We start from the raw sequence: 13,476 nt of genomic DNA on the forward strand, positions 1-13,476 counted from the left end.
GATGTCAATGTGAGAAATCCTTGACTGGGTTTATAGTATTAGGCTTCGCTTAATTAACCATGAACGGTTCAGGGATCACCACTTGGCCATGCTCTCGCCCCGGAAGAACGCACTCATTATCGGCCTGGCGCTGGTGGCCGGCATCGCCTTCGTGGTGGTGATGGCCAACCTCAGGCCTGGGCCCGAAGAGTCCGATTCAGTCGCTGAATCCCGCAGTGTGCGGGTTATGCCCATCACGCCCATGCCCTTTCGCATGGAAGCCCGGGGCTACGGCAATGTCCGCGCGGCCCGACGCTGGCAGGCGGTTGCACGGGTTGGCGGCCGCATTACCGAACGCCACCCCAACCTCGAAAGCGGCAATCTGATTAATGAAGGCACGGAACTGCTGCGGATCGATCCCACCCGGTACGAACTGGCGGTTGCCAGCGCCGAAGCGGACCTTGCCTCGGCACGCAGCGACAAGCGCCAGCTTGAACAGAAAGCCGCCAATACCCGCCTGCTTCTGGAGCTGGAAAAAGAGCGCCTTGCTCTGGCTGAGAGAGAACTCGAACGGGTTCGCAATCTTGCCGAAAGGGACGCGGTCTCCCGCACCCGGTTGGACGAACAGGAACGTGCCACCCTCCAGCAGCGCCAGGCCGTGCAGTCCCTGGAGAATGAACTGGCACTGATCCCCAGCCAGCGGGACAACCTGGAAGCGCGTATTGCCCGCGCGGAGTCCGCCCTGGGACAGGCCAGACAGGATCTTGAGGATACCCATTTCAGCGCCCCCTTTGACCTGCGCATCCATAAGGCCGACGTGGAACAGGACGAAGAGGTGCGCCCGGGGCAGACCCTGTTCACGGCCGATGGCATTGCAACCGCTGAAGCCGTCATCCAGCTCCCGGTCGCCCAGCTGCGCCGGCTTATGCGCCAGTTACCGGACATGCCCGCCGCTGAACTGAAAGAACCCATAGCGGATCTGCACCGCCGTATTGATCTCAGCAGGATCGACGCGCAGCTTTCACTGGCCGGAGATCCGGACACCACCTGGGATGCCAGTGTCACGCGCGTTGCCAGCGGTCTCGACCCGGGCACGCGCACCGTCCAGGTGGTGCTGAGCGTGGAGGAGCCCTACCGCAACGCCAACCCGCCCGAGCAGCCACCGCTGGTGCGGGATATGTACGTGCGGGGCACCCTCTCGCTGCCGACACCGGATGATGTGATTGTGGTTCCCGCAGCAACCATCCACGGGGACCGCGTCTATCTGGCCGATGACGGCGACCGCCTTGAACGGCGCAGGGTCTCGGTGGCGTGGAGCCAGGATGATCTTTCCGTCATCCGGGAGGGGCTGAGCCCCGGAGAGCGGCTGGTGCTGGATGACCTGGTTCCCGCCATCGAGGGAACCCGGCTCAGCCCAGGCCGTGACGAGGAAGCCCTGGAAACCATCCGGAACCAGGCGCGGAGTGCCGCCCCATGATCCGCTGGTTCGCCGCGCACCCCACGGCGGGCAACCTGCTGCTGATCCTGATTCTGGCCATCGGGCTGTTCGCCGCGCCCAATCTCAAGCGCGAGACCTTTCCCGATTACCGCCCGCCGGAAGTCAGCATCACCATGGAATACCGGGGTGCAACAGCAGCGGACGTGGAAGAGGCCATCTGCCGGCGTTTCAACGAGGCCCTGCAGCGTGTGGAGAACCTGGAGGAACTCACCTGCACCGCCCGGGACAACATGGCCCGGGCCGTGGCCAGCATGGAACGTGGTGGCGACATGGGACGCTTCCTGGATGACATCCGCACCGAAATCGAGGCCCTCCAGAACCTGCCCGAGCGGGCCGAGGACCCGATCATCGAAGAGCGCTACCGGACCGACCTGGTGGCCGCCCTCGCCGTTTCCGGCCCCATGTCCTTCAACGATCTGGAAGAATACGCGGACGATCTCGAGGATGAGCTGCTGCGCCTCGACGGCGTCGCGGACGTGGTGACCCAGGGCCTGTCACAGCGCCAGTGGCAGGTGGAGGTCTCCCGCGACCAGCTGCGCCAGTATGGCCTGGCCACCACGGATATCGCCGCGGCCCTGCAGCGCCAGAACCTGGACATGCCGTTGGGCACCCTTGAGACGGACCGGCAGGATGTTCAGCTGCGTTTTGTGGATCAGCGCCGGCGCGCTGAAGACCTGAAAAACCTGCGTATCATCAGCGGCGACAGCGGTGCCGAGATCCGGCTGGGCGACATCGCTGACGTCAGCATCACCCATGAACGCGACGAGGAACGGGTCACGTTCAACGGTGAGCGGGCCATCATCCTGGAAGCCCACAAGAGCCTGGGCGCGGATTCGCTGCGCGTGATGGACGCGCTCGAGGATTTCCGGCGCAGCGAAGTGGCGTCAAAGGGCGATACCGTCAGCCTTGAACTGACCCAGGATATGACCTCCATCGTCCGGGACCGGCTGCGGATGCTGGTGGAGAACGGGATTTTCGGGCTGGTCCTCGTGGGACTGGTCCTGAGCCTCTTCTTCCGCCCGCGCCTCGCGCTCTGGGCCCTGTTCGGGCTGCCCGCCGCCTTTGCCGGGGCCTTTGCGGTCATGCTGGCGACCGGGCTTACGCTGAACATGATCACCCTGGTCGCCCTTCTCATGGCCATTGGCATCGTCATGGATGACGCCGTGGTGATTACCGACAATATTGCGGCCAGTGCCACACAGGACCGCTCGCCGCTGGAAGCCGCCGCCCACGGGGCCCGCGAGGTCTTTCCCGGTGTCATGTCCTCCTTCCTGACCACCGCTTCCGTATTCCTGCCTCTGGCATTCCTCGCCGGGGAAATGGGGGCGGTGCTTGAAGTGCTTCCGGTCGCCCTTCTTGCCGCCCTCGCAGCCAGCCTGATCGAGGCGTTCTGGATCCTGCCCCATCACCTGAAAGGCAGCCTCGGGACGCTGCAGGATCAATCCGATTCACGGCTGAGAGCTGCATTCACCCGGCGCTTCGAGGCGCTGCGGGAACAGAGCGGGCGTATTGCGGATCGTGCCATCCAGTTCCGCTATTCAGCGCTTGCGGTAACGCTCCTCTTCCTGTTCGGCTCGGTTGGCGTCATCGCTTTCGGGGTAATCAAGATGGAAGGGATGCCGGATATCGAAGGCGACGTGCTGGAAGCGCGGATTCTCATGCCCCAGGGCACCCCACTGGAGCGTACCCAGGCGGTTACGGACCAGGTCAGCGCGGCCATGCAGACCATCAACAAGGATCTGACACCCCAGCAGCCCGGGGAGCAGCCCCTGGTTCAGAACATCCAGACCCGCTTCAATCACCATGCCAGCGCGGGAGAAACCGGGCCCCATATTGCAACCGTCATGGTTGACCTGTTGACGGCAGAGGCGCGGACCACGAACCTGGATACGATCAGGCGCCGCTGGTACGAGGGCATTGGCGACATCAATGGTCTCGTCAGCCTCAACATCCAGGAGCCCGGTTTCGGGCCCGCGGGTATTCCCATCGAGGTCCGCCTCCAGCACGAGGATCTGCCCACCCTGAAACAGGCCGCCACGGACCTGTCCGCAGCCATTGGCGATTATGCCGGCACATTCAACATCATGGACGACCTCCGCCCCGGCAAGCCCCAGCGGCTGCTGTCACTCAGGGAAGGCGCTCTGGCCCTGGGCATCGACGCCCGTGACGTGGCGAACCAGGTCCGGACTGGCCTGCTCGGTGACATCGTGGACTCTGTCCAGGTGGGGGATCAGTACATCGAGGTGCTGCTGCGCCAGACAGCCACGGAACGCAACACCCTCGACTTCCTCGCCGACAGTATTGTATTCAGCGCCAATGACCGCGCCGTGCCGCTGACCGAAGTGGTCCGAGTTGAGACCTCACGGGACTGGGGGCAGATCACACGGATCGACGGGCTGCGCACCGCGACCGTCACCGCTGACGTCGATGCCCAGACAGGAAACGCCGCCGCCATTGTCGGTGACCTGAAAGGGACAGCCTTTGCGGACCTGAAGGAGCGCTACCCCGGCCTCAACATCAGCGTGGAAGGCCAGACCGCACGCTCCCAGGAGACCGGCCAGTCCATCGCGCGGGGCCTGATAATCGGACTTGTGGGCATATTCCTGATCCTGTCGTTCCAGTTCCGCAGTTACGTCGAGCCCGTGATCGTGATGCTCGCGATCCCGGTCGCCTTCATGGGCGCCATCTGGGGCCATATCCTGATGGGCTACGACCTGTCCATGCCATCGCTGATCGGCGCGGCGTCGCTGGCGGGGATCGTGGTGAACAACGCCATCCTGCTGGTGCAGTTCATACGCATTCACCGGCAGAACGGCCTGGATGCCCTGAGTGCCGCCAGCCAGGCCAGCCGCGACCGCTTCCGGGCCATTTTCATCACCTCCAGCACCACCATCGCGGGCCTGTTGCCGCTGCTGACCGAAACGAGCACACAGGCCATGGCCGTCATTCCCCTGGTGATCTCCGTCGTATTCGGACTGTTGATCTCAACCGTGCTGATCCTTGTCGCACTGCCGGCGTTCTACGCCATCCTCAGCGATCTTGGCCTTACCAGTACGGACGCGGATGCCTTTTAAGACTGAATTAAGGTTCTCCGCCTAGGCTGAAGTCATAAACACATGAACAGCGGAGAACCAACCATGAATCAGGACAATCAGGTGCGGGTCTGGGACCCATTCGTACGCATCTTTCACTGGCTTCTGGTCATTGCCTTCTTTACAGCCTATCTGACCGAAGGAGAGCCCGAGTGGCTGCATGCCTGGGCCGGCTACCTCATTGTGGGGCTTCTGGTATTGCGCATCATCTGGGGCTTCATCGGAAGCGAGCACGCCCGCTTCAGCAGTTTCGTGTTCTCTCCCCGCGCCATACTGGCCTACATGCGTGACAATATCCGGGGACGTGCCGAATACTACAGGGGGCACAACCCGGCAGGGGGTGCCATGATCCTGGCGATCATCCTGTCCCTGCTCATCACCTCCGGCGCCGGCATGGTAGTCCTCGCAGGAGAGGAAGGCGAAGGGCCTCTCGCCGGCTGGCTGATTGCCACACCGGAAATGCAGTCAGGGGTTGCCCCCGCCGAAACGCATAACGAGTCTGAAGAGGGCGAAGAAGCCCACGAAGAAGAGGAAGAACACGAGGAAAGCGCCTTGGTGGAAACGGCCGAAGAAGTCCATGAGTTGTTTGCTAACCTGACGCTGGCGCTGGTGATTCTTCACGTGATCGCCGTGATCGTGGAAAGCATCCGCGAACGCCAGAACCTGGTTCGATCGATGTTTACCGGCTACAAGCGAGATCATTGATGACAGTCACACCTCCATGGCGGCCGCTGATGGCCGCCGCTCTGCTCCTGGTAGCCGTTATACCGATTGCCGGGGCAGATCATGACGAGGTTCGGGAACTGCGCGAGAATGAGGATATCGTTGGTCTTGAGGAGATCCTCACAACCTTCCGCCAAAAATATCCCGACGGCCGGGTGCTGGAAGTGGAGCTGGAGCGCGAAGAAGATGAACACGTCTACGAACTGGAAATCCTTGCCCCCTCGGGGGAGGTACGTGAACTGCGTTTTGACGCTGTTACCGGCGAATTCATGGGCGAAGACGATTAGGTGACCGGCGCATGAGACTGTTACTGATTGAGGATGAGGCAGCTCTCGCCGAGCAACTCAGGAAAGCCCTGAGTGACGCGGGCTTCGCCACGGATGTCACCGGCGATGGTATTGAAGCCCAGTATCTGGGCGAACAGGAAGCCTACGATGTGGCGGTACTGGATCTTGGTCTCCCCGGCCGCTCCGGGCTGGAAGTACTCCGGAACTGGCGCAAGGCGGGAAACGCCCTCCCCGTTCTGATCCTCACCGCCCGGGATGCATGGCATGAAAAGGTCGATGGCTTCAAGGCCGGGGCCGATGACTATCTGGGGAAGCCCTTCCATACCGAGGAACTCATCGCCCGGCTCAATGCCCTGATCCACCGTGCCGGCAACCAGCCCGGCGGCGCGCTTACCGCCGGCGGTCTGACATTGGATGAGGAGCGCCAGGAAGCCCTTTTGCCCTCGGGAGCCCCGGTGGAGCTCACCGGAACCGAGTTCCGGTTATTGCGCTACCTGATGCTCCACCCGGATTCGCTGCTGTCGAAGAGCCGCCTCACCGAGCACGTGTATGAATACGACCAGGACAAAGACAGCAACGTCATCGAGGTCTACATCAACCGGCTGCGCCGCAGGATCGGGCACGACGCCATCGAAACCCGGCGCGGCCAGGGCTATGTCTTTCACCCCGGCGTTTTCCGGGCACAGGACGGCTGAGGGAGTTCAGGGTGCGAACCAGTCTGCAATCCCGACTTGCTATTGGTATTGCCATTCCGGTGGCGATAGCGACACTGCTGACCGTGGTCCTCGTGAGCTATGGCGCGCGCCAGCTGGTGGACGACTTCGTGCTGACCCGCCTGGAACACGACCTTGAAACCCTGGTCGCCGGCGTGGAACTGAGCCCGAATGCCCCGCCGCACCAGGGCAAACAACTCACCCAGGTGTATCAACAGCCCTATTCCGGCCACTATTTCCAGATTGAAACAGAGGGCAGCGCGCCCGAGCGTTCCCGTTCCCTCTGGGACCATCAACTGGATCTTCCGGATCTCGAACCCGGCGAACGCCGTACCTTCCGCACACTGGGGCCCGAGGGACAACCGCTCATGATGCTGATTGAAGGCTTCAGTCAGTCGGGCCAGTCCGCCGTGGTCGGCGTCGCTGAGGATATTGGCCCGCTAACGGCAACGGTACGACTGCTGCAGGGCAGTATTGCCGGCCTTGGCGTTCTGCTTCTCGGGCTTATTGTGCTGTCACAGACCGCCCTTATCCGTCGTGGTCTGGCACCGGTGAACGCACTCCGCCAGGAGCTTCAGCGCCTGGAGCGCGGCGATATCGAGGAACTCAACGCCGACCAGGTCCCGCGTGAAATCCGCCCCCTGATCCTGGAAATCAATCAGCTGATCCGCCTGCTCTCCAGCCGTTTGATACGCTCCCGCAACGCCCTTGGCAATCTGGCCCACGCCCTCAAAACCCCCCTGACCATCCTCGATGGCCTCAATGAAAACGAGCCTCACTCGTCCGACGAACTCCATCGCCAGGTCGCGGCCATGCGCAACATTGTTGAACGGGAGCTGCGTCGTGCACGCCTTGCCGGTGGCGGCATGCCAGGCGCAACCCTGGCACCGGAGACCGCGATTTCTGAACTTGTCGAGGTATTCACCAAAGTCTATGCCCACAAAACCATCGAATTTGATATCCAGATTACGCCGGAATTGAGACTGCCCCTGGATCGGGAGGATTTTCTCGAGCTGGTCGGAGTCCTCGTCGACAACGCCTGCAAGTGGTGTCATCACCGCGTCCGGGTTACCGTGGAACAGTCTGGGGAGAAGACTTCGCTTACCGTTGACGATGACGGCGCCGGCTGCCCTGAGGAACAACGCGCCTCGCTGGCGAAACGGGGCTGGCGGGTGGATGGGGAACATCCGGGTTCGGGCCTGGGACTGGCCATCGCCGCCGACATTGTCGAGCAGTACAACGGGCGGCTGAGCTTCCATGATTCCCCGCTTGGCGGCCTGCAGGTGAAAGCCACGCTTAAAACAGGGAGGGACTGACTTCCCGAGCAAGGCACTGCTGGCTTGCCCATAAAGATTCATTTTATTAGTATTTTTTATTAATCCTTCTTTTCAAACCAGCAAACAACCACCAACATCAGGGAGACACACCCCATGAGATCCATCCGAAACAGCCTTCTCGGCGCATGCCTGATAACAATGACCCTCGCCGTTCTGCCCGCACAGGCGGAAGACGTGACCTCGGAGCTGAACCCCAAACTCCGGGGACTCCTCCAGAAGGAAATGGTCGGAATCGAGGCGGCAATGAAGGAAGTCTACAGCGCCATCATCCGCGGCAATCACAAGGTCGTGCAGGAAAAAGGCCAGGCCATTCACGACAGTTTCATTCTCGCTCAGGAATTAACCGATGAGGACCGCAAGGCGCTCAAGGCTGCTGTGCCCAAGGCGTTCCTGAAACTCGACCAGAAGTTCCACAAGCAGGCTGCAAAGCTCGCTGAAGCCGGCGGGGGTAAGGACACAGGGAAACAGAAACAGATCTTCGACCGGATGACGAATTCCTGCGTGAGCTGTCACAGCCGTTTTGTGGATGAGCGTTTCAGCGGCCTGAAGAAGTAAGCCCGGATGCGCGACATCCGGGCTGCCCCGGGTCAGGACTGTGAGGCGTCCAGTGCCTGCTCAACGTCCGCCAGGATGTCATCCACGTGCTCAATACCAATGGCGAGGCGCACCAGATCCCGTGGAACGCCGGCGCTGGCCAGTTCCTCGTCATTGAGCTGACGGTGGGTAGTGCTGGCGGGATGGCATGCCAGCGTCTTGGCATCACCAATATTCACCAGGCGCACGATCATCTGCAGGGCATCGATGAATCGGGCGCCCGCTTCGTCGCCTCCCTTGATGCCAAAGGACAGAATGCCCGAGGCTCGGCCATCCATGTATTTCTTCGCGAGCTCATGGTACCGGCTGGATGCCAGGCCCGCGTAGTTGACCCAGTTCACCGCCGGATGCTGCTCCAGGTACTGGGCTACTCTGAGGGCATTCTCGCAGTGGCGTTCCATGCGCAGGTGCAGGGTCTCAATGCCCTGCATCAGCTGGAACGCATTCATCGGTGACAGGGCTGCGCCCATGTTGCGCAGCGGCACCACCCGGCAGCGCCCGATGAAGGCGGCCTCGCCCATGGCTTCGGTATAGACCACGCCATGGTAGGAGGGATCCGGTTCATTCAGCATGGCAAAACGCTCGGGGTAGTCGGCCCACGGGAAGCGCCCGGAATCCACAATCGCACCACCCAGTGTGGTTCCATGCCCACCCATGAATTTCGTCAGTGAATGGATAACCACATCGGCGCCATGCTCAAAAGGGCGCCACAGGCAGGGCGTGGGAACCGTGTTATCGACGAACAGGGGCACGCCGTTCCGGTGACCAATCGTGGCCAGCTTTTCAACGTCAACAACATTGCCGGCCGGGTTGCCCACGGTCTCGCAGAAGATCAGCTTGGTACGATCATCAATGCGAGCCTCAAACGCATCCGGGTCGTCAGCACTGACAAACCGGACCTCAATGCCCTGTCTTGGGAAAGTATGGGCGAACAGATTGTAGGTCCCGCCATAGAGCTGGGTCGTGGTCACAATATTGTCCCCAACCTCGGCAATGGCCTGGATGGAAGCGGTGATGGCCGCCATGCCGGAGGCCATGGCCAGCGCTCCGACACCGCCTTCCAGCAACCTGACTCGCTCCTCGAGAACGGCGTTCGTGGGATTCATCATGCGGGTATAGATATTGCCCGCGACCTTCAGGTCGAACAGGTCAGCACCGTGCTGGGTGTTATCAAACGCATAGGAAGTGGTCTGGTAAATCGGCGTAGCTACGGCTTTCGTGGTGGGGTCGGGTTGGAATCCACCATGAATCGTCAGGGTATCGGTTTTCATGACGCGTCCTTGAAATCCAGTTGTTATGGTTTTTGCCAGCCCTAGTATGCCCCAGCTCGGCTATGATCAGAAACAGGACGCAACGCTGGGCCCCTGCTGGTTTGAAACGGGTGCGACAGTTACACTATCCGCCTTCCAGTCCAGTTAACAATCAGGTTCGGAACTTCTATGAACGACGCCCTTATTGCTCCTTCAATCCTCTCCGCCGATTTCGCCCGACTCGGCGAGGAAGTGGACAACGTCCTCGCCGCCGGCGCGGACATGGTGCACTTCGATGTGATGGACAACCATTACGTGCCCAATCTGACCATCGGCCCCATGGTCTGTGAAGCACTGAGAAAGCATGGCGTCACCGCGCCCATCGACGTCCACCTGATGGTCAAGCCGGTGGACGACCTGATCCGGATGTTCATTGATGCCGGAGCCGATTACATCACCTTCCATCCGGAAGCGTCGGATCACATCGACCGTTCCCTTCAGCTGATCAGGGATGCAGGGCTCAAGGCCGGCCTCGTATTCAACCCGGCCACGCCACTGCACTACATGGACTACGTTCAGGACAAGCTCGACATGATCCTGTTGATGTCCGTGAACCCCGGCTTCGGCGGTCAGTCCTTCATCCCCGGCACCCTGGACAAGCTGCGCGAAGCGCGGCGGAAGATCGATGCCAGCGGCCGCAACATCCGCCTGGAAGTGGACGGTGGCGTGAAGGCGGACAACATCGGCGAGATCGCCGCCGCCGGCGCGGATACCTTTGTGGCCGGCTCAGCCATCTTCAAGCAGGACGACTACCGCCAGGTCATCGACGAGATGCGCAAGCGCATCGCCCAGTCGCAATCGATCTAGCTTTGCGCCAGGCGCCGGTTCAGCGCCCAGACCGACAGGGGCGCGAAAACCAGCGTGATCACGCCGGCCCAGGCCAGGGCTCCCAGGGCGGGCTCGAGTACAGGCCCGCCACTGAGCAGCCCCCGCGACGCCTCCGCCAGCAGGGACACCGGATTGAGAGGGACCACCACCTGCAACAATGGCGGCATGGTCTCGACCGGCACGAACACGCTGCTGATGAAAGTCACCGGAAACAGCGCCGTGAAGCCGAAGAGCTGGACGTGCTCCGGATCCTTGGCAAGAACCCCCACCAGCACCATCACCCAGGACATGGCCAGGGCAAACACCAATAGCAGCGCAATCAGCACCGGCAACCAGACCAGGGATTCACTGGGCCGGAACCCCAGAAGCGCACCGATGACCAGCAGCAGCACGATGCACCAGGCCTGTTTGACCATATCCGCCAGAATCCGCCCGGCAAGCGGCGACCAGCGCGCGATCGGCAGGGCCCGGAAGCGGTCGAACACGCCCCGGGTCAGATCCGTGTTCAGGCCGTGCCCCACATAGACGGTGACGAAGACCAGGTTCATCACGATCACACCGGGCAGTATGAATTCCAGATAATCCGCCGTTGAGCCGGCAATGGCGCCCCCGAAAACGAACAGGAAGAGCACCAGGAACAGGATGGGCTGGATGCTGAAGTCCGCCATTTCCCAGGGATTGCGCCGCAGCTGAAGCAGGGTCCGCCATGCCAGGGTGAAAGTCTGGCGTGCACCATCCATCAAGCGAGCCCGCAGGCCGGTTGGCGTTCGTTCTTCTGGCATCATGACTCGGGCTCCGTCGTTACGTCGGATTCCGGTTCCACGCGCCGCCCTGTCAGTGACAGGAACACATCATCGAGACTGGGCCGGCGCAGCATCAGCTCCCGGACGCTGATGCCCGCCTCATCCAGTCCCCGCACAACCGTGGTCAAAAGGGCCGAATCCGTCAGCGGCACCATGACACGCAGGCCATCCACCTCCGGCGCCCGGCCCGCCACGTCTCCACCCAGCTCCACCAGGGCCGGTAGATCGGCCTCGCTGTTCGCGTGCAGCTCCAGGGTCTGGGCGCCGATGCGGGACTTGAGCTCTTCAGACGTACCCCGGGCAATGACCTGCCCCTGGTCAATCACCACCAGCTCGTCCGCCAGCGCATCCGCCTCGTCCAGATACTGGGTCGTGAGCAGCACCGTGGTTCCCTGCGCCACCAGGCGACGCACCAGGTTCCACAGATCCATGCGGGCGCGCGGATCCAGGCCCGTGGTGGGTTCGTCGAGAAAGAGAACACTGGGGTGGCCGACCAGGCTGGCGGCCAGATCAAGCCGACGGCGCATGCCGCCGGAATAGGTCTGGACGGGCCGATGGGCCGCATCGCGCAGGTCAAAATCGGCGAGCAGCTCATCCGCACGGTTTCGGGCGGTGCGTCGGGGCAGCGCCAGAAGGCGACCGATCAGGACCAGGTTTTCCCGCCCGGTCAGCTTCTCATCCACGGAGGCATACTGACCGGTCAGGCCCAGGTGCTGGCGCACCGCGTGGGGGTCACGCTGGACATCGAAGCCTTCAACACTTGCCGTACCCGCATCCGGGCCAATCAGCGTTGCCAGGATACGCACCACCGTGGTCTTGCCCGCGCCGTTGGGGCCGAGCAAGCCCAGCACGGTGCCACGGCGGACGTTCAGGTCCACGCCATTAAGCGCCTTTGTGGCACCGAAATGCTTGACCAGTCCCTCGGCGCTAATCGCGTCTTCCATGGAATCGCCCCGATCTTCTCAGCCTGTAAGCTGATCAGGATAGCGCCGAGTGAGTCCAGACACTACCAGTTAACCGCGTAGCCGAGGCCAACCGTGCGGCCCTGGCCTTTAACCCTTGATGTGGACAGGTTATACGCCTGGCTCACCGCCGGATAGTAATCCTCGTTCAACAGATTCTTCGCGGACAGCGTCAGATCGCCGGGGCCGGCATCGAAACGGGCTACAACATCAACGACTGTGTAGGGGGCAGGGAGCAAGACTGTGCCAGGCGGCATCCGCAAGCGTTTCGCGATATTCGGACGGCGCAGTTTTCACCCGGCCAGCAAGCCAACTGCGCACGTAATCCTGGGAAGGACCGTTAACGAGTGCATGGAAAAGCTCCACCGGCACGTCCCGTATCTCGCCAGCATCAATCCGGGGCCGCAACCAGTCACGGACCATCCGGAACTGGCGGCGATTGTCTTCCTTGAGGGTCTCGGCGGCCTCGCCCCGGATCACCTGGGCACGCGTTGAGAAGATAAAGCGCGCCCAGTCAGGATTGTCCTCCACCCAATCCAGGTAGGTCGTGACCATCAGACGGATGCCGGTCTCAGCATCCGGATCGGCCGCCAGCGCCTCGGTCAGTCGCTGTGAGTAATTCCTGAGTCCCTGTATGAACAGCGTGGCGGCGAGTTGATCCTTATTGCCGAAATGGTGATAGAGACTACCGGTGCTGGCCCCCGAGCGCTCACGGATCATGTCGACGGTGGTGTTCTCCACACCGTTTTCCATGAAGCAGGCCAGTGCCGCCTGCAGAATCTCATCGCGGCGTCTGTCACCCCGGGCTTGACTACTCGCCATAGAAATAGAATCCTATTCTAGAACGTTATTCTAATAAGAGGATAGACCATGCCTGCTAAATCACCAACCCTGCGTATGTACGAGCGATTTGCCGCGATGCCTGGCGGTCGAGCCATGTTCTCAAGAGCGCTGTGCTTCAGGGCGCCCTATTTTCAAACCATCCGCCCGCGGGTCGAGACCCTGGAACCAACACGCAGTGTCTGGCACATGAAGAAGCGTCGTGCGGTGGAAAACCACATCGGCACCGTCCATGCCCTGGCCATGGGTAACCTCTGTGAAATCGCGGCGGGAACACTCATGGAAGCCGGGTTGCCTGCAAGCAAACGCTGGATCCCGAAAAGCATGACCATCGACTATCTGGCCAAGGCAAACACCGACCTGGTGGGCGAAGCGACACACGATGCGCTGGACAGTGCCGAGGGCGATGTTCCGGTGGTGGTAACCGTCAGGGACAAGTCGGGCACCGCTGTGGTCCAGGCGACGATCACCATGTTTGTTTCCGCGAAAAAGGCGAAATCCACGTGACCC

14 protein-coding genes are annotated in these 13,476 nt (G+C 61.7%); 9 read left to right on the forward strand and 5 right to left on the reverse strand.

What is annotated here, in order from left to right; all coding sequences use genetic code 11:
• Positions 1-88: 88 nt before the first annotated feature.
• The 7 genes from DES49_RS10035 (at position 89) to DES49_RS10065 (ending at position 8,184) form a co-directional block, all read left to right on the forward strand.
• Positions 89-1,456, forward strand: a complete 1,368-nt coding sequence (locus DES49_RS10035) for an efflux RND transporter periplasmic adaptor subunit (protein ID WP_133736272.1) — start codon at positions 89-91, stop codon at positions 1,454-1,456.
• Positions 1,453-4,551 carry an efflux RND transporter permease subunit gene (locus tag DES49_RS10040; protein WP_133736273.1) on the forward strand — a complete coding sequence of 1,033 codons (3,099 nt, stop codon included), beginning with the start codon at positions 1,453-1,455 and terminating at the stop codon, positions 4,549-4,551. The genes DES49_RS10035 and DES49_RS10040 overlap by 4 nt, the downstream gene beginning before the upstream one ends.
• A 63-nt stretch (positions 4,552-4,614) precedes the next feature.
• Positions 4,615-5,274 (forward strand): cytochrome b/b6 domain-containing protein, encoded by a 660-nt coding sequence (locus tag DES49_RS10045; protein WP_133736274.1) that lies wholly within the window; start codon positions 4,615-4,617, stop codon positions 5,272-5,274.
• Entirely contained in the window at positions 5,274-5,579 is a 306-nt protein-coding gene (locus DES49_RS10050; protein ID WP_133736275.1) for a PepSY domain-containing protein, read from the forward strand. Before DES49_RS10045 ends, DES49_RS10050 begins: the two co-directional genes overlap by 1 nt.
• Positions 5,580-5,590: 11 nt before the next feature.
• Positions 5,591-6,274: a response regulator transcription factor gene (locus DES49_RS10055; RefSeq protein ID WP_133736276.1), complete on the forward strand. Its 684-nt coding sequence runs from the start codon at positions 5,591-5,593 to the stop codon at positions 6,272-6,274.
• Positions 6,275-6,285: 11 nt separating this feature from the next.
• Positions 6,286-7,608, forward strand: coding sequence for an ATP-binding protein (locus DES49_RS10060; protein WP_133736277.1), 1,323 nt, complete (start codon positions 6,286-6,288; stop codon positions 7,606-7,608).
• Between the two features lie 114 nt (positions 7,609-7,722).
• Positions 7,723-8,184, forward strand: a complete 462-nt coding sequence (locus DES49_RS10065; protein ID WP_133736278.1) for a cytochrome c — start codon at positions 7,723-7,725, stop codon at positions 8,182-8,184.
• 32 nt (positions 8,185-8,216) lie between these two features.
• On the opposite strand, the gene DES49_RS10070 is transcribed toward DES49_RS10065, so the two are convergent.
• The gene (locus DES49_RS10070; RefSeq protein WP_133736279.1) at positions 8,217-9,494 is read right to left on the reverse strand and encodes an O-acetylhomoserine aminocarboxypropyltransferase/cysteine synthase family protein; all 1,278 of its coding nucleotides are present in this window, start codon (positions 9,492-9,494) and stop codon (positions 8,217-8,219) included.
• A gap of 168 nt (positions 9,495-9,662) precedes the next feature.
• Between DES49_RS10070 and rpe the strand changes: the two genes are divergently transcribed.
• Positions 9,663-10,340 (forward strand): ribulose-phosphate 3-epimerase, encoded by a 678-nt coding sequence (rpe, locus tag DES49_RS10075; RefSeq protein WP_133736280.1) that lies wholly within the window; start codon positions 9,663-9,665, stop codon positions 10,338-10,340.
• On the opposite strand, the gene DES49_RS10080 is transcribed toward rpe, so the two are convergent.
• The 4 genes from DES49_RS10080 to DES49_RS10095 form a co-directional block, all read right to left on the reverse strand.
• Positions 10,337-11,101 carry an ABC transporter permease gene (locus DES49_RS10080; RefSeq protein ID WP_133736438.1) on the reverse strand — a complete coding sequence of 255 codons (765 nt, stop codon included), beginning with the start codon at positions 11,099-11,101 and terminating at the stop codon, positions 10,337-10,339. The two genes, rpe and DES49_RS10080, sit on opposite strands and share 4 nt — an antisense overlap.
• A gap of 41 nt (positions 11,102-11,142) precedes the next feature.
• Positions 11,143-12,108, reverse strand: a complete 966-nt coding sequence (locus DES49_RS10085) for an ATP-binding cassette domain-containing protein (RefSeq protein ID WP_133736281.1) — start codon at positions 12,106-12,108, stop codon at positions 11,143-11,145.
• A gap of 62 nt (positions 12,109-12,170) precedes the next feature.
• Entirely contained in the window at positions 12,171-12,365 is a 195-nt protein-coding gene (locus DES49_RS10090) for a TonB-dependent receptor (RefSeq protein ID WP_166646056.1), read from the reverse strand.
• A complete protein-coding gene (locus tag DES49_RS10095) occupies positions 12,337-12,948 on the reverse strand; it encodes a TetR/AcrR family transcriptional regulator (RefSeq protein WP_133736283.1) in 612 nt (203 codons plus the stop codon). The genes DES49_RS10090 and DES49_RS10095 overlap by 29 nt, the downstream gene beginning before the upstream one ends.
• Before the next feature lie 48 nt (positions 12,949-12,996).
• On the opposite strand from DES49_RS10095, the gene DES49_RS10100 reads away from it, so the two are divergent.
• Positions 12,997-13,473 (forward strand): hotdog fold domain-containing protein, encoded by a 477-nt coding sequence (locus DES49_RS10100; RefSeq protein WP_133736284.1) that lies wholly within the window; start codon positions 12,997-12,999, stop codon positions 13,471-13,473.
• Positions 13,474-13,476 lie beyond the last annotated feature (3 nt).

The sequence above is a fragment of the Halospina denitrificans genome, from assembly GCF_004364635.1.
Taxonomy (GTDB): domain Bacteria; phylum Pseudomonadota; class Gammaproteobacteria; order Pseudomonadales; family Oleiphilaceae; genus Halospina; species Halospina denitrificans.